Origin of the sequence: Thermovibrio sp., assembly GCA_015488335.1 — a bacterium.
GTDB lineage: Bacteria > Aquificota > Aquificia > Desulfurobacteriales > Desulfurobacteriaceae > Balnearium.
Map to the genome: position 1 here is coordinate 41,582 of WFNZ01000023.1, position 15,087 is coordinate 56,668.

18 protein-coding genes are annotated in these 15,087 nt (G+C 45.8%); 16 read left to right on the forward strand and 2 right to left on the reverse strand.

Annotated features, from left to right (window positions below):
• Window positions 1-44 precede the first annotated feature (44 nt).
• From F8H35_RS02605 to F8H35_RS02640, 8 genes are read left to right on the forward strand one after another with little or no spacing between them, the layout of a single operon-like run.
• Complete coding sequence (locus F8H35_RS02605; protein WP_472572014.1) at window positions 45-530, forward strand: cyclic nucleotide-binding domain-containing protein; 486 nt, start codon at window positions 45-47, stop codon at window positions 528-530.
• Window positions 518-2,389, forward strand: coding sequence for a proton-conducting transporter transmembrane domain-containing protein (locus F8H35_RS02610; protein ID WP_472572015.1), 1,872 nt, complete (start codon window positions 518-520; stop codon window positions 2,387-2,389). The genes F8H35_RS02605 and F8H35_RS02610 overlap by 13 nt, the downstream gene beginning before the upstream one ends.
• Window positions 2,386-3,228 (forward strand): respiratory chain complex I subunit 1 family protein, encoded by an 843-nt coding sequence (locus F8H35_RS02615; protein ID WP_472572016.1) that lies wholly within the window; start codon window positions 2,386-2,388, stop codon window positions 3,226-3,228. The genes F8H35_RS02610 and F8H35_RS02615 overlap by 4 nt, the downstream gene beginning before the upstream one ends.
• Complete coding sequence (locus F8H35_RS02620) at window positions 3,228-3,758, forward strand: NADH-quinone oxidoreductase subunit B family protein (protein ID WP_472572017.1); 531 nt, start codon at window positions 3,228-3,230, stop codon at window positions 3,756-3,758. The genes F8H35_RS02615 and F8H35_RS02620 overlap by 1 nt, the downstream gene beginning before the upstream one ends.
• Window positions 3,739-4,083: an NADH-quinone oxidoreductase subunit C gene (locus F8H35_RS02625; RefSeq protein ID WP_472572018.1), complete on the forward strand. Its 345-nt coding sequence runs from the start codon at window positions 3,739-3,741 to the stop codon at window positions 4,081-4,083. Before F8H35_RS02620 ends, F8H35_RS02625 begins: the two co-directional genes overlap by 20 nt.
• A 1-nt stretch (window position 4,084) precedes the next feature.
• On the forward strand, window positions 4,085-5,170 hold the full coding sequence (locus F8H35_RS02630) for a hydrogenase large subunit (RefSeq protein WP_472572019.1): 1,086 nt from the start codon (window positions 4,085-4,087) through the stop codon (window positions 5,168-5,170).
• Window positions 5,171-5,179: 9 nt separating this feature from the next.
• A complete protein-coding gene (locus F8H35_RS02635; protein ID WP_472572020.1) occupies window positions 5,180-5,500 on the forward strand; it encodes a hypothetical protein in 321 nt (106 codons plus the stop codon).
• A gap of 11 nt (window positions 5,501-5,511) precedes the next feature.
• Window positions 5,512-5,910 carry a 4Fe-4S binding protein gene (locus tag F8H35_RS02640; RefSeq protein ID WP_472572047.1) on the forward strand — a complete coding sequence of 133 codons (399 nt, stop codon included), beginning with the start codon at window positions 5,512-5,514 and terminating at the stop codon, window positions 5,908-5,910.
• Here F8H35_RS02640 and F8H35_RS02645 read toward each other — a convergent pair.
• Window positions 5,907-6,176 carry a hypothetical protein gene (locus F8H35_RS02645; protein WP_472572021.1) on the reverse strand — a complete coding sequence of 90 codons (270 nt, stop codon included), beginning with the start codon at window positions 6,174-6,176 and terminating at the stop codon, window positions 5,907-5,909. The genes F8H35_RS02640 and F8H35_RS02645 overlap by 4 nt on opposite strands.
• A gap of 150 nt (window positions 6,177-6,326) precedes the next feature.
• Between F8H35_RS02645 and mdh the strand changes: the two genes are divergently transcribed.
• Together mdh and F8H35_RS02655 are read left to right on the forward strand one after the other, a co-directional pair.
• A complete protein-coding gene (mdh, locus tag F8H35_RS02650) occupies window positions 6,327-7,268 on the forward strand; it encodes a malate dehydrogenase (RefSeq protein ID WP_472572022.1) in 942 nt (313 codons plus the stop codon).
• Window positions 7,269-7,279: 11 nt separating this feature from the next.
• On the forward strand, window positions 7,280-8,125 hold the full coding sequence (locus tag F8H35_RS02655) for a fumarate hydratase (RefSeq protein ID WP_472572023.1): 846 nt from the start codon (window positions 7,280-7,282) through the stop codon (window positions 8,123-8,125).
• On the opposite strand, the gene F8H35_RS02660 is transcribed toward F8H35_RS02655, so the two are convergent.
• Window positions 8,122-8,826, reverse strand: a complete 705-nt coding sequence (locus tag F8H35_RS02660) for a methyltransferase domain-containing protein (RefSeq protein WP_472572024.1) — start codon at window positions 8,824-8,826, stop codon at window positions 8,122-8,124. The genes F8H35_RS02655 and F8H35_RS02660 overlap by 4 nt on opposite strands.
• Window positions 8,827-8,865: 39 nt before the next feature.
• Between F8H35_RS02660 and ispG the strand changes: the two genes are divergently transcribed.
• Genes ispG through F8H35_RS02690 form a run of 6 tightly spaced genes read left to right on the forward strand, consistent with a single transcriptional unit; the run spans window position 8,866 to window position 15,075 of the window.
• Entirely contained in the window at window positions 8,866-9,942 is a 1,077-nt protein-coding gene (ispG, locus tag F8H35_RS02665; protein WP_472572025.1) for a flavodoxin-dependent (E)-4-hydroxy-3-methylbut-2-enyl-diphosphate synthase, read from the forward strand.
• Window positions 9,920-10,267, forward strand: a complete 348-nt coding sequence (locus F8H35_RS02670; protein ID WP_472572026.1) for a dihydroneopterin aldolase — start codon at window positions 9,920-9,922, stop codon at window positions 10,265-10,267. The genes ispG and F8H35_RS02670 overlap by 23 nt, the downstream gene beginning before the upstream one ends.
• A complete protein-coding gene (locus F8H35_RS02675) occupies window positions 10,249-11,328 on the forward strand; it encodes a GGDEF domain-containing protein (RefSeq protein WP_472572027.1) in 1,080 nt (359 codons plus the stop codon). The genes F8H35_RS02670 and F8H35_RS02675 overlap by 19 nt, the downstream gene beginning before the upstream one ends.
• Window positions 11,325-11,936, forward strand: coding sequence for an epoxyqueuosine reductase QueH (locus tag F8H35_RS02680; protein ID WP_472572028.1), 612 nt, complete (start codon window positions 11,325-11,327; stop codon window positions 11,934-11,936). The genes F8H35_RS02675 and F8H35_RS02680 overlap by 4 nt, the downstream gene beginning before the upstream one ends.
• 53 nt (window positions 11,937-11,989) lie before the next feature.
• Window positions 11,990-14,518, forward strand: a complete 2,529-nt coding sequence (locus F8H35_RS02685; protein WP_472572029.1) for a homocysteine S-methyltransferase family protein — start codon at window positions 11,990-11,992, stop codon at window positions 14,516-14,518.
• Window positions 14,519-14,553: 35 nt separating this feature from the next.
• Entirely contained in the window at window positions 14,554-15,075 is a 522-nt protein-coding gene (locus F8H35_RS02690) for an adenine phosphoribosyltransferase (RefSeq protein WP_472572048.1), read from the forward strand.
• Window positions 15,076-15,087: the final 12 nt, after the last annotated feature.

The window sequence follows — 15,087 nt, forward strand, 5'->3', positions numbered from 1 at the left end:
CAGTTCGGTGGAGAGTTTGAAACTGTGAGGATAGAGAGGTTGTAATGGTGAAATTGGGAGAACTTCAGGAGTGTGCGCTCCTTAAAAACTTTACTAATGATGAATTAAAGGAGCTGGCCGGCTACTTTGACCTTATAACCTTTGGTAAAGGGGAGCTCCTCTTTGACGAGTTTGACCAGCCGGAGTGTTTTTACCTGATAAAGGAGGGAAAGGTTGGCCTTTACAGGAGTGACAACTTTGGCCGGTGGACTAAGGTTGCGGTTGTTTACGGCGGAACCCCCTTAGGAGAGTGTGCTTTCTTCCTTAATTCTCCCCACTCTTTGAGGGCAGTTGCAGAGTCTTCTGTAAAGGCGTTCAGGATAGACAGGGCTTCTTTTGATGAGCTCAGGGAGAAAAGGCCGGAGCTCCTTGTAAAGTTCATGGAGATTGTTCTCTCTGTTCTCGCCGAAAGGCTTAAAACCGAAGACAGGAAATTTTCTGAACTGTGCGGATTCTTTTCCGTTCCGGGAGGAGGCAGATGGAGAAGATAGTCTACTCTCTCTTTTTGGTTCCCTGGGTGCTGGCCCTTGCAGTCTTTCTTCTGCCGGGAGCCCGTTTCCACAGGTTGAGGCAGCTGATTACCTTTCTCTCGCTTCCTGCTCTATCCTTTCTTACCTATTTGGTCTGGAACGGCCATCTTCCTCTGCAGATAGAAACTCCTCGGTGGTTAAATCTGGCCTTTACCGTTTACGACTACGGTCTTCTTCTCTATTTCCTCTATCAGGGTATAAAGTTCAGGGATTTCCTGGTAACTGTTCTGGCACTCTTTCAGCTCTTTCTCCTCACCTGGATTCTTCTGATAATGCCTGAAAGTTCCGTTCCCGACTTCTACGTAGACAGGCTTTCGGCCTTTATGTTCCTGATAGTTTCAACTGTTGGAACCCTTATCTGTATCTACGCAACCAAGTATATGGAACAGGAGAACTTAGAGAGAGAAAATAGGTTTGTTGCTATTCTCCTCTGGTTCTTAGGGGTTATGAACCTTGCCGTTTCTGTAAACAACATTGAGTGGTTCTTTGCACTTTTTGAAACAACAACTCTTGCTTCTTACATCCTCATCAGGTTCAGGTGGGATGAAGTAAGTATTAAAAACGCCCTCAGAGCTCTCTGGATGAACCAGATAGGGGGAATAGCCATCCTTTTAGGCCTTCTCTTTGGAATAAAGTACTACAGTTTTACCCACTTTACTCAGTTCCTCTCCCTATCTGGAAAGCCGGCCATTGTTATGATTCCTTTAGGCTTCCTTGCCGTTTCAGCCCTTGTTAAAGGTGCTCAAATGCCCTTCCACAGGTGGCTCCTTGGAGCTATGGTTGCTCCAACTCCCGTTAGCGCAATTCTCCACTCGGCTACTATGGTTAAGATAGCTCCTTACCTCATACTCAGGCTCTCACCGGTAATAAAGGGAACACTTCTTGCAAAGCTCCTCATTATTACTACCGGTTTTGTCTTTGTCGGTGCAGGTCTTTTAGCACTTACACAGGAAAACTTTAAGAAGATCCTCGCTTACTCAACCATTTCCCTTTTAGGTCTTATGATGCTTACTGCCAGTATGGGGAGCTCCATGGCTATTCTTGCTTCTCTTACCCTCATTCTCTTTCACGCCGTTGTTAAAGCCCTTCTCTTTATGGAAGCCGGGGTTATGGAGAAGCTATTTAAAGCCAAGTATATAGAGGATATAAGGAGGCTTGTAGAGAGAGCTCCCATCACAGTTGCCTTCACTTCTATCGGTTTTATGAGCATGACCATTGTTCCCTACGGGATTTTCGTTTCAAAGTGGATGGCCATTGAAGAAGCTTCAAACTTCCTCTCCCACGGGGCTTACGTTGGTTCAATCATCTTTATGGCCACAGGTGGCGTAATCCTCGCCCTTCTCTACTTTAAGGTTATAGGTGTTATGACCAGGAAAAGGGGAGAGTTTTTAAAGTTTCAGTTAGAAAAAGTCCCGTTTGCGTACCTTTTCTCAACCGTTCCCCTGGTTCTTTTCGTTATTGTTGGTTCCATCTTTATAGCCAAGCTCCTCTGTCTTTCAGTTAACCCGGTCGTTGAAGCGGTTATTGGAACTCCAGCTCCCATCATAGCCAAAGGGCTTACTCTGATCACTCCTGTTTCGGAGCTCTACGGGTGGCAGATAATCGGTGCCTTTGTTCTACTTCTCATCGTTCCAATACTTGCATACTTTGTCCACTTTACGGGAACAGACAGGGTTTACGAGTACACCTGTGGCGAAAAACTTGAACTGAACATAGGAACTTACAACTTCTTCTGCATTCAGGTTGTTGAACCCTTTGTTGAGACGGCAGCTGTTGCTCTTTTCATCCTTACCCTTGTTCTCGGGGGAGGTCTCGTATGAGTTACTGGACAGCCTTTATACTGACTCTCTTTTCTCCTGTTATAGGGGGCTTTATCTACGGGCTTGAGAGGATAGTAAGGGCCAGAATGCAGGGACGTGTCGGCCCTCCACTACTTCAGCCCTTCTACGACTTTTTCAAGCTGATGGATAAAAGGAGCATAATAATTCACTCTTTCCACGCTTTTATGGGTGTTATGTACCTGATCGGAACCTGGTTTGCCCTCTTTGTCCTCCTTTCAGGGGGAGACCTCCTGATTGCCATCTTCTTCCACGTCCTCTCTCTGGCCTTTTTAGTTGTTGGCGGTTTCAGCGTCCGTTCTCCCTATTCGGTTATTGGGGCGATGAGGGAACTCCTCCACATGGTTGCATACGAGCCCCTCTACGTTCTGAGTGCCACAGCTCTCTACCTCGTTACGGGAACGTTCCAGGTTTCCGGCATTCTCCACTCAGAGCACGTGCCTTTAATTTACCTGCCTCTCCTCTTTATCGCTGTTCTCTTTTCCCTTCCTGCAATCCTGAAGAAATCACCTTTTGACACAGCAGAAGCTCACCAGGAGATAATCGGTGGGCCTGAAATAGAATACTCTGGAAAGTTCTACGAAGCCGTCTACACTGCAAAGTGGATAGAGTACGTCTATGCCTTCTTCTTCATATTCCTCTTTGCCGGAGGGAACCACATTCTGGGAGCTCTCCTTATCATCTTTGCCTTCTTCTTCTTCAATCTCCTTGATAACGTAACTGCCAGGGTCAACTTCAGGCAGATGGTTGCCTTTCACTGGTACATACTGATTCCCCTTGCTGTAACAAATCTCATGCTTATAGCTCTCTGGAGGAGCTGATGGACTTTAAAAGCTTTAGGAAAAAGTCTCCCTGGATACTCCACTACAACACCGGAAGCTGTAACGGCTGCGACATTGAGATTCTGGCCTGCCTCTCTCCAAAGTACGATGTTGAAAGGTTTGGAATCCTCAACAGAGGAAACCCGAAGCAGTCCGACATCCTTCTTGTAACCGGCCCTGTAACAAAGAGGGCGAAAGAGAGACTTCTGCGTCTTTACTTTGAAATGCCCGAGCCAAAAGTAGTTGTTGCCGTTGGAGCCTGCGCCTGTTCCGGTGGGGTCTTTCGCCACATGTACAACGTGGAGAACGGAGTAGATAAGGTTATTCCCGTTGATGTCTACGTTCCCGGCTGTGCTGCAAGGCCAGAGGCCATAATAGACGGTCTTATAAAGGCCTTAGAGATTCTAAAGTCTAAAGGGAAAGACCTTGAACTACCCAGCTGGTGCAAAGCCGACGTGAAACCCCCCGTTAACAGGGCAAAACTTCTAAACAGCTGTCTGGAGGAGTTCCATGGTTGTAGAAGAGATTAGGGTTCCCTTAAGGGACGTGAGGAGGGCAATAAAGGAATTTTACAACCCAAGTGAGTGGCACTTTATAACTGTGAACGGCGTTGACCTTGGCGGAAAAGTTGAGCTTAAGTGGTTTTTCACGAAATATGGAGAGAAAGAGCACTTTAAGGTAGTTACTACAGAAGCTTCTTACGACGATGAAATTCCAACAATAACCTACCTTATCCCTTCTGCCTGGATTTCGGAGTGGGAACTTGCAGATCTCTTTGGCCTGAACGTTGAGGGCGCAAAGAAGGGTCTCTTCTTAGACCCTGAAAGTCCCCAAGCCCCCTTAAGGAGAGGTTAGTATGGGAAAGAGGATAACCGTTCCTTTTGGAAGTCAGCACGTTGCCCTTCCAGAACCTGTAAGGTTTGTATTCCAGACCGAGAACGAGAAGATTGTTGATGTTGAAGTTGATGTGGGTTACGTCCACAGGGGAATTGAAAAGGCCTGTGCAACAAAATTCAAATACATGCAGGTTGGTTACGTTGTTGCAAGGGTTTGCGGTCTCTGTTCTATTTCCCATACGCTGGGTTACGTTACAGCCGTAGAGAGGCTTATGGGTGTTGAGGTTCCCAAAAGGGCTCTCTACCTGAGGCTTCTCGTCAGTGAGCTTGACCGGATCCACTCTCACCTACTTGCCATGGGACATACGGCTGAAGTTGCCGGGTACGAGAACCTGTTTATGCAGACCTTCCGCCACAGAGAACTTGTTATGGAGATGTTGGAGCTCCTTACCGGCAACAGGGTTCAGTTTGACTACGCCTGTATAGGTGGAGTTAACAGGGATTTAACTTCAGATGTTGAGAAAGTTTTAAGAGGAAAGCTGAAGGTTTTGGAAGAGAAAGCTCAATGGTTAAAAGATGTGTATGAGAACGACTTTTCTCTGAACCTCAGGTGGAAGGGAATAGGCGCTGTTACAGAAGAGATGGCAAAAGAGATGAACGTTGTTGGCCCCCCTGCAAGGGCTGTAGGTCTTAAAACAGACGTTAGAGCTGAGTTTGATTATTTACCTTTTAAGGAAGTTGGCTACAGAATGGTTGTTCTGAAAGGTGGCTCAATTTATGAAAGAAACTTGGTTAGGGCTCTTGAGATTCTCAACTCAATAGAGATGTGTTGGAACATCTTAGACGGCCTTCCGGAGGGAGATATAAAGGTTCCTGTAAAAGGTCTTCCTGAAGGAGAGATGTTCGTCAGGATTGAAGCCCCCAGAGGAGAGCTCTTCTACTACATCAGAGGTTCTAAAAAGCTGATTTTGGACAGGGTAAGGATAAGGGTTCCTACCTTTGCCAACATCCCTGTGATGAAAGAGCTCTTTATTGGAATGGACTACGCCGATGTTCCGGCAACTGTTATAAGCTTTGACCCCTGTCTTTCCTGTACTGCAAGGTAGGAGGGAACGTTGAGAGTTTGGGCTGTTTTAACCACCTTTCTCCTTATGACTTCTCCCGTTCTTGCCTGTAGCAGCGACTGTTATCAGTGCCACTCAAACATACCCAATGATAAAAACCATAAGGTTTTAAAAACCTGTATTCAGTGTCATCCCAACCATTCTGAAAAGGGAATGTCTGGATGCGGTTCAGACTGTTTTGACTGTCACGATTACAGAAAGGTGATGAGTTTGTCTAAAGCCCACAGAGTTTTAGTCAGGTGTATTGGGTGTCATAAAAGGTTTAAAGAGAGGGAGCTCCCGCCTTACTACAGAGAACTGTTGGGAGGTTAGCCTTGAAAGAGATGCTTATAGAGACTATTAAAAACCTCTTTTCAAAGCCTGTAACTGTTAAATATCCGCAAGAGCCCTCACCCCCACCTGCCAACTACAGAGGGTTAATAGTTTACAAAGAGGAGCTCTGTATTTTCTGCACCAAGTGTGAAATGGTCTGCCCACCTGGGGCTATAAGGTTTACCTACGGAGAAGATGGAAGTAAGAAGTACCACTACAACCCCTACCTCTGCATCTACTGTGGAGAGTGTGTAAGGGCTTGTCCCAAACCCGGATGTCTTACTCAAGTTGAGAAGACAGCACCACCAGATAGTTCAATTCCCAACTGGGATGAACTTGAGAGGAGGGCTGAAAAGAGTAAAAAGGCCTTTCTGAAGGCAAAGGCTATTGCGAAGAAGTCGGGTAGTTAGTAGTACCTGTATATTTCAATCAGCTTGATGAGGAGCTCCTTGTTCTCTGTATTGAGCAGGGAGAGCTCCTTTAAATCTTTCCAGCTCTTTTGCAGTTCCAAATTTCCCATGCAGAACAGTTCTTTAAGGAGCGGTTTTTTCCTCTGCTGAATCTCTTTCAGTTCATTCAGTGCGTCTGCAGAGATAAATTTCTCCTTTACCATTTCTTTAAGAAGGCTATTCTCTTTAATCAGCAGCTCTCTGAGGTTTTTCAAGAATTTTTCCATAGCTTCTCCAAGAAGTCTGTTACCCTACCCATACACAATTCTTAATATTAACTAAACCTTACAAGAAGTCTTTGACCGTTATCAATTCCAAACTTAAACGTGTTAAATTCGTGTTAAAATACTTCAACCAAAGGATTAAGGGAGGAAACGTTGGACCGGAAAAAGATAACAATAGTTGGGGCTGGAAACATCGGATCTACCCTTGCACTTCTGCTTGCAAGGCGGGAAACGGCAGATATCACTCTTATAGACATTAATGAAGGCGTTGCTAAAGGAAAAGCCCTTGATATCATGGAAGCTTCTCCGATTTTAGGTTTCAACGCCCACGTTACGGGAACAGGCAACTACGAGGATACAGCAAACTCAGATGTTGTTGTTATAACTGCAGGCTTTCCCAGAAAGCCAGGAATGAGCAGAGACGACCTTCTTTTTAAGAACTTTGAGGTTGTAAAGTCTGTTTCTGAACAAATAAAGAAATATTCTCCTGAAGCTTTTATTATAGTTGTTACAAACCCCTTGGACGCAATGACTTACACTGCTCTTAAAGTTACCGGCTTCCCAAAGGAGAGGGTTATGGGAATGGCCGGAGTTCTTGACTCGGCACGTTTTGCCTACTTTATATCTGAAAAGACGGGAATTTCAGTTGAGAACATTAAGGCCTTCGTAATAGGTGGTCACGGAGATGATATGGTTCCCCTTCCCGAGTACACAACAATCTCCGGCATACCTGTCAGGAAGTTCCTTTCTGAGGAGGAACTCCAGGAGGTTATAGAGAGAACACGTTTTGGGGGTGGTGAGATAGTTCAGCTTCTGAAAACGGGAAGTGCCTTCTACGCTCCAGCAGCTTCAATCCTTGAGATGGTTCTTGCAATCCTCTGGAACAAGAGAAAGATACTATCTGCAAGCGTTTACTTAGACGGGGAAGTTGGAGAGTACTACGGAGCTTCAGGTCTCTGTGTCGGTGTTCCAATAGTTCTTGGGAAGGAAGGCGTTGAGGATATTATTAAACTTGAGCTTACTGATGAGGAGTGGCAGGCCTGGAGAAAGTCTGTTGACTCAGTTAGAAGGCTCGTTGAAAAACTGCCCCTTTAAGGAGAGAAAAGATGAGGGAGATTCACGTAGATAAAGTTAGGGAAACTGTTAAAAGGCTCTGTATGGAGGCCAACTACTACCTTCCTCAGGATGTTCTAAATGCCTTCAAAGAGGGTAAAGAGAAAGAAGTTTCCCCAGTTGGGAAGAACGTTTTTGATATTCTCCAAGAAAACGCAAAGATAGCGGCTACCGAAGAAATTCCCTACTGTCAGGATACCGGGTTTGCCGTTGTTTTTATGGAGATCGGCCAGGACGTCAGGTTTGTAGGCGGAAACCTTGAAGATGCTATAAATCAAGGGGTTGCTGAGGGATACACTGAAGGATACCTGAGAAAGTCAATCGTTTCAGATCCCCTCTTTGACAGGAAGAATACGGGAAATAACACTCCCGCTGTTATTCACTATTCAATCGTTCCCGGCGATAAAGTAAAAATTACCGTTGCTGCTAAGGGCGGCGGAAGTGAGAATATGAGTAGACTTGCAATGCTTAAGCCCGCTGACGGCATTGAGGGAGTTAAAAAGTTTGTTCTTAAAGCTGTTAATGAGGCAGGGCCGAACCCCTGCCCGCCGATTACTGTTGGTGTTGGCATTGGAGGAACTTTTGAAAAAGTGGCCTATCTTGCCAAAAAGGCGATTCTCAGGCCTATTGGACACAGAAATCCAGACCCCCGCTATGCAAAGTTAGAAGAGGAGCTCCTTGAGGAGATAAACAAGTTAGGCATTGGTCCTTCAGGTTTTGGAGGGAAAGTAACCGCTTTAGACGTGAAGATTGAGTGGTATCCCTGTCATATTGCCTCACTTCCCGTTGCTGTCAACATCCAGTGCCACGCTTCAAGGCATAAAGAAGCAGAGATTTAAACTTTCCTTGCCATTAAGAGGAGAACCTTATATTCAACTTTCGGGTTCTCCTCCAATTTCTCTTTAAATCTTTTTGCTTCTTTAAAGGGAGCTCTCCCAAAAGGGTTCCTTGCGCCAACTCCCGTTATCCGTTTCAAGGCTTCCCTTGCCGATTTAAACTTTTTCTTCAGAAACAGCCTTTCAAAGGAGACGATTTCAAACCTCTTTTTAACAGAGTCAAATACCTTTCTCTCTTCTGGAAAATTGAAGAGAGGAAGTGAACCGGAGGCTTTCTTCCAGGCATTAAACACCGTTTCAAGGCTTCCCTTAACGGGAAGAGAAATCACCAGCCAGCCCCCTTTCTTTAAAACTCTTTCCGATTCTGAGATTGCCTTTTCAACGTCTGTCCACTGGAGTGAGAAGTTTGAGAATACGGCGTTAAAAGTTTCATCTCTGAAGGGGAGGAGCTCCCCATCGCCACATACAGACAGGTTTCCCCTCTTCCTGCAGTTTTTCGCCATTTCCAACGAGATGTCTAAGCTGACAACACCACTACCTGATAGTATCTTCCCCGTTCCGGCCCCAACATCAAGGACCGGTTTGGGACTTCCAACGAAAGAGTAGAGTTTTAGGAGCTCCCTTCCAGCCCTCTCCTGAAACTCCGAAAACCTCTCGTAGTTTTTAGCTGCTCTTGAAAAGTTCCTCTTAACCCTATCTTTCATAGGGGTTAAAATATAGCCAATTCCTGAAAGGAGAACTCCTTGAGCTGGATAGAGAGGAGAAAGACGAGAACTGTTTGGGTTGGGAACGTTCCGATTGGGAGCTCCCACCCTATAGTTGTTCAATCTATGACAAACACATTTACAGAAGACGTTGACACGACAGTTGCCCAGATTAAGGAGCTTGAGAGGGTTGGCTGCGAGATTGTGAGGGTTGCAGTTCCATCTGTAAGGGCTGCAGAGGTCCTTCCCGAGATAAAGAAGAGAATATCAGTTCCCCTCATTGCAGACATCCACTTTGACCACAGGCTTGCACTTCTCTCCATTGAAAATGGAGCCGACTGCATCAGGATAAACCCGGGAAACATCGGGGAGTGGTGGAAAGTTAAAGAAATAGCAAAACTTGCAGCTGAAAAGGAAGTTTCAATAAGGGTTGGTGTGAACTCTGGTTCAATTCCCAAAGAAGTTCTTAAAAAGTATGGAGTTCCCACACCGGAAGCTCTGGCCGAAACAGCCCTTGATTACGCTAAGCGGTTTGAAGACATAGGCTTTACAAACCTTAAGTTTTCACTTAAAGGTTCAGAGGTTAGAACTACCGTTATTGCAAACAAACTCTTTGCAGAGAAAACTGATTACCCAATTCACATCGGCATAACGGAGGCTGGAACGTTCATATCCGGGGCCGTTAAATCGGCTGTTGGAGTAGGAATACTGCTGTATGAGGGAATTGGGGATACCGTAAGGATTTCCCTCTCAACTCACCCAAAAGAAGAGGTAAAGATAGCCTACAAAATCCTCTCTTCCTTAGAGCTCAGAAAACGGGGAGTTGAGGTTATCTCCTGCCCTACCTGTGGAAGATGTTTGGTTGACGTTGAGACATTAGCAGAGGAAGTTGAGAGAAGATTGGAGCACATAGACATTCCGCTGAAAGTTGCGGTTATGGGGTGTGCAGTAAACGGCCCCGGAGAGGCAATGTTTGCAGACGTTGGAATAGCAGGTGCCGGCGATTACTTCATCCTTTTCCTCAAGGGAAAGGTGATAGATAAGCTTTCCCAGGAAGAGGCTCTGGAGAGACTTGTAGGGGAGGCAGAGAAAATTGCGGCCGAGAGGAAGAACTGAGAGAAAAGTCTTTATAGAGGGTTTGAAGCTCCACTTGAAGTGTGGGGTTTACCCTGAAGAGAGGAAACTTGGTGTTGAAGTTGAAATGACTGTAGAAGTTTCTTCCGAAGAGTTTGTTGACTATCAAAAACTTTACGAGACAGTTCTAAAAGCTTCTGAGAAAACCTTTACTTACATTGAGGAATTTCAGGATGACTTATTGAATAATATTATTAAACGCTGGAATCCTGATTTTGTTAGAATAAAATCTGTTAAACTTAGTGTGCCCTTTCAGAACAGCTTTAAGGGAGCGGGGGTTGAACTGATATGGAAGAGAGAAAAATAGAGTGTAAACTCCTGAAACAGGTGAGAGAAAAGAAAAAACTCACTCCTTCAGAACTTCAGAGGATAACAGAAATTGCCAAGGAGGAGCTCCGCTTCCTTGCCAGGAACAACATTCCCCTCATACCGGAAAACTACGTCCTCTGGTTTGAGATATTCTGCTACATACTTGAAAACGACCTGAAGCTCTCAGACCTTGAGATAATGGGGCTCTTCAAGGAGAAATACCCAACTACAACGGAAGTAGAGAACGTTCTTATAGAAGTTGAGCCGGAAGAGAAGGAGCTTGTAAAAAAGGTAGCTTCTGAGATAGTTTCCGAAATAGACAGCGTAATAGAGAGCCTTGAAAGACACAACCGGAACCTTTCTGAAAAAGAAGAGTCCTTTAAAGAGATAGAGCAGAGCGTAGAAGACCGCTCCGTTAAAGATATGGTTGGTCAGGTTCTTGTAGAGCTCAAGGAAATAAGGAAACAGAACGAGGAGCTTAAAAAACGGTTAGAGGAGGCCAACAGCCAGATAAAAAAGTTAACTGAAGAGCTTGAGGAAAGGGAAAAAGAAGCAACTATTGACTTCCTTACTCAGGTTGCGAACAGGGCGAGCTTTGATAGAGCTCTCTCAGATATGGTTAACGACTTCTACCGGAGAAACTACCCCTTTGCACTCATAATGATTGACATAGACGACTTCAAAAAGATTAACGACACTTACGGCCATCAGGCCGGCGATTACGTTCTTCAGGAGCTTGCAAGGGTTTTGAAGAGCCAGCTGAGGGCAAGGGATGTAATAGCCCGCTACGGCGGTGAGGAGTTTGCAATTATCCTTCCCGGCGTTACATTCAGTCAGGCCTTAAGAGTTGCTGAAAGGCTCAGGCGTTCTATAGAGAAACACCTTTTTAAGTATAAAGATGTCCAGATTCCCGTAACCATTAGTGTTGGCCTTGCGATGATGAGGGACGGTCTTGACGAAACGGCAATCGTTGAAAAGGCCGATAAAGCCCTCTACCTTGCAAAACGTTCCGGCAAAAATCAGGTAAAAACAGACCTTGACGTGGAGCTTGAGGAGTGAGGGTTCTTCTCCACATCTGCTGCGCTCCCTGTGCCTGTTATCCAATAAAGTGGCTGAAGGAAAGGGGGTATGAAATAGTCGGCCTCTGGTATAACCCCAACATCCACCCCTGCGCAGAGTTTGTTAAGCGGATGGAGACCGTTAAGAAGTTGGAAAAGATTGAAAACATAAAAGTTATCTACTTTGATACCTACGAGCCTGAAAAGTGGTTCAGGGCTGTTGCCTTTAGAGAGGAGAAGCCTGTCAGGTGTCAGATCTGCTATTCAATGCGCTTAGAAATGGCTGCTGCCGTTGCCAAAAAAGGGAAGTTTGATGCCTTCACTTCAACCCTCTTCTACTCAAAGTATCAGAAACGGGAGCTTATGGTTCCCCTTGCAGAAAATGCCGCTAAGAAGTTCGGCGTAAAGTTCTTAAACGTTGATTTCAGAGAGGGCTGGAAAGAGGGGATAGAGATATCTAAGGCAGAAGGTTTATACCGTCAGCAGTACTGCGGTTGCCTCTACTCTGAGAAAGAGCGCTACTGTCCAAAGGGTAAGCCGAAACCTGATTGGGTGATTGACCAGGTTCTTCAGGAAGCCGAGAGGGTAATATCCCACTTTAAGGGTTAACCCGTCCCGCTGTTATAATTCCTTTCAGTTTAAAAATTTTTCAGGAGGTCAACTTGTCTAAAAACCCCTTCTTAGAGTCTGAAAGGATATGGGTTTTGGACGGCGGGATGGGGACGATGCTCATGAAGAAGGGGGTAAATGTAAACTTCGCGCCGGAGCTCCTCAACGTTGAAAAGCCGGAAGTCTTAAAAGAAATACACTCTGAATACATAGAGGCCGGAGCTGACATAATAGAAACCAACACCTTTGGCAGCAACAGGATAAAGCTATCCCACTACGGTTTAGAGGATAGAGTAAAAGAGTTGACTACAGCCGGAGTAAAGGTTGCAAAAGAGGTTGCTAAAGGGAAAGCCTTGGTTGCCCTCTCCGTTGGCCCTACGGGGGTTTTCGTTGAGCCTGTTGGAGACTATACCTTTGATGAAATTGTTGATGTATTTAAGGAGCAGATAGAGGCCGGGGCTGAAGCTGGGGCAGACCTTGTTCTCATTGAAACAATGTCTGACACAAAAGAGGCAAAGGCTGCAGTTGTTGCAGCTCAGGAGGTTTGCGACCTTCCCGTAATGGTCAGTATGACCTATCAGGATGATGGAAGAACCCTCCTTGGAACTCCACCTGAGGTTTCAGCTGCAATCTTTGAGGGCTTTGGAGTTGCAGCGGTGGGAGCAAACTGCTCCTTAGGGCCTGAGAGCTTTGTTGAGCTTGTGAAGAGAATGGCCTCGGTAACAGAAACCCCGATTGTTGTATACGCAAACGCGGGCCTTCCCATTCTGAAAGAGGGGAAGACCATCTATCCTGAACCGCCTGAAACCTTTGGGAAGTATGCTGTTGATTTCGTTAAAGCCGGGGCAAACATAATAGGTGGCTGCTGCGGAACGACACCAGACCACATAAGGGCGATTAAGGAGGCAGTTAAGGACCTGAAACCGGTTGAGAGAAATCCTGTTAAGGGATTGAAAGTTGCAAGCAGAACAAGACTTGTCTTCCTTGGAAGTGGCCACCTTACGAGGATGATAGGGGAGAGGATTAACCCAACCGGCAAAAAGAGGCTTCAGGAAGCCCTAAAAAAGGGTGATTTCTCCATAGTGAAGGAAGAGGCTAAAAAGCAGACGGAAGAGGGTGCAGACCTTTTAGACGTGAACGTTGGCGTTCCCGGGATAGATGAGGCTTCTGCTATGAAAGAGGCCGTTAGGGTAGTTATGGAGACGACGGACCTTCCTTTAGTTATTGACAGTAAAGACCCTGATGCCGTTGAAGAAGCTCTCAAGATGTGCGACGGAAGACCCATAGTCAACTCATGTTCAGGGGAGGAGAAAGATATCAAGAACATACTTCCACTCGTTAAGAAGTATGGGGCGAACGTCCTTCTCCTCGCAATAGACGATGAGGGGTTGAAGGAGAAGGCGGAAGATAGGGTTGCAGTTGTTGAAAAACTCCTGGATGAGTGTGAGAGATTAGGAATATCAAAGGATTCAGTAGTTGCAGACGTTCTGAACCTTGCAGTTAGCGCAATGCCTGAATCAACGGTTGAGACCTTAAAGGCAATAAGGTTGGTCAAAGAAAAATTCGGAGTTGCGACAACTCTTGGTGTTAGCAACGTCTCCTTTGGCCTTCCTGCCCGTTCTCTCATAAACTCGGCCTTTATGGCTATGGCCATTCAGTCTGGACTTGATTCTGGAATAGTAAATACGGGCGACAGCAGGATGGTTGAGACCATCTACGCTTCAGACGTCCTTGTTGGTAAGGATAAGGGATCTCAGAGGTTCCTTGAGAGGTTCCAGAACTACAGGCCTAAGGGAGAGGATAAAGAGTGCAGGGAGCTCCTCAAGAAGATCTGTCAGCTCACCTGTTCGTTCGTTGGAGGGGAGAAGGTCTCCTTTGAGGTTGAACCGAAAGGGGAGAAAAAAGAAGAGAAAGGGGAGTCTAAAGAAGAGGAGGGAGCTCCCCCCGGCGTTTTAGGTGAGATATTCAGGAAAGTTTTAGAAGGAGATAGAGAAGGAATCGTTGAGCCGACAGAGAGAGCCCTAAGGGAATACGAGCCCGTTGAGATAAGCGATAGAGCTTTAATTCCCGCTTTAGACGTTGTGGGAAAGAGGTTTGAGAAGGGAGAGATATTCCTTCCCCAGATGCTCCGGTCAGCTCAGGCTGTCCAGTCTTCCTTTGAGATTCTAAAAAAGGAGATGAAGAAGAAGGGAGGAAACGTAAAGCTCGGTGGAAAGATAGTTATGGCAACAGTCCACGGAGATGTCCACGAGATTGGAAAGAACATAGTGATAACGATGCTTGAGAACAGCGGTTTTGAGGTTATAGACCTTGGAACAAACGTTCCCCCTGAAAAAGTTGTTGAGACAGCAAAGAAAGAGAATGCCGATATAGTTGGTCTCAGCGCCCTTATGACGACAACCCTTCCGGCAATGGAGGAGACAATAAAAGCCATAAGGGAGGCTGGACTTAAAATTCCTGTTATTGTAGGCGGCGCGGTTGTAACTCCCGAATATGCTGAATCCATCGGCGGAATTTACGGAGAGGATGCCCAGGAAGCTGTTAAAATTGTCAAAAAACTGCTTAAGGTGGAGGAGAAATGAGCTTTAACGAAACGGACTTAAACATCCATAAGGAGATAGAGGAACTTAAATCTTTAATCAGAGACGTTCCAGACTTCCCAAAGCCGGGAATAGTCTTTAAAGACATAACTCCTCTTCTCCACAAACCCTGGGCTTTCCAGAAAGTTATTGACTACATAGGGAACAGGTATATCGGTGCTGGGGTTGAGATAGTTGCAGGTATTGAGTCAAGGGGATTCATACTTGCAGCTGCCCTTGCCTACAAGATAGGTGCCGGCCTTGCCATAATCAGAAAGCCCGGAAAACTTCCATACAAAACCATAAGTGCGACCTACACCCTTGAGTATGGAGAGGACAAGATAGAGGTTCATGAGGACGCGATACAGGAAGGAATGAAAGTTGTTCTTATAGACGACGTTCTCGCAACGGGCGGAACTATGAGTGCAGCAATAGACCTTGTTGAAAAGCTCGGTGGAAACATAATCAGCGTTGACTTCCTCTTAGAGCTGACCTTCCTTGGTGGAAGGAAGAAGATAGAGGAGAGAGGCTATCCTGTATTCTCACTTATAAAGTTCTAAAGAAGGAGTAGA

What these genes read in the sequence shown, in the direction of transcription:
- F8H35_RS02605 (WP_472572014.1), top strand. Translation starts at nt 45, where the DNA reads ATGGTGAAATTGGGAGAACTTCAGGAGTGTGCGCTCCTTAAAAACTTT.
- F8H35_RS02610 (WP_472572015.1), top strand. Translation starts at nt 518, where the DNA reads ATGGAGAAGATAGTCTACTCTCTCTTTTTGGTTCCCTGGGTGCTGGCC.
- F8H35_RS02615 (WP_472572016.1), top strand. Translation starts at nt 2,386, where the DNA reads ATGAGTTACTGGACAGCCTTTATACTGACTCTCTTTTCTCCTGTTATA.
- F8H35_RS02620 (WP_472572017.1), top strand. Translation starts at nt 3,228, where the DNA reads ATGGACTTTAAAAGCTTTAGGAAAAAGTCTCCCTGGATACTCCACTAC.
- F8H35_RS02625 (WP_472572018.1), top strand. Translation starts at nt 3,739, where the DNA reads ATGGTTGTAGAAGAGATTAGGGTTCCCTTAAGGGACGTGAGGAGGGCA.
- F8H35_RS02630 (WP_472572019.1), top strand. Translation starts at nt 4,085, where the DNA reads ATGGGAAAGAGGATAACCGTTCCTTTTGGAAGTCAGCACGTTGCCCTT.
- F8H35_RS02640 (WP_472572047.1), top strand. Translation starts at nt 5,512, where the DNA reads ATGCTTATAGAGACTATTAAAAACCTCTTTTCAAAGCCTGTAACTGTT.
- F8H35_RS02645 (WP_472572021.1), bottom strand. Translation starts at nt 6,176, where the DNA reads ATGGAAAAATTCTTGAAAAACCTCAGAGAGCTGCTGATTAAAGAGAAT.
- F8H35_RS02655 (WP_472572023.1), top strand. Translation starts at nt 7,280, where the DNA reads ATGAGGGAGATTCACGTAGATAAAGTTAGGGAAACTGTTAAAAGGCTC.
- F8H35_RS02660 (WP_472572024.1), bottom strand. Translation starts at nt 8,826, where the DNA reads ATGAAAGATAGGGTTAAGAGGAACTTTTCAAGAGCAGCTAAAAACTAC.
- F8H35_RS02675 (WP_472572027.1), top strand. Translation starts at nt 10,249, where the DNA reads ATGGAAGAGAGAAAAATAGAGTGTAAACTCCTGAAACAGGTGAGAGAA.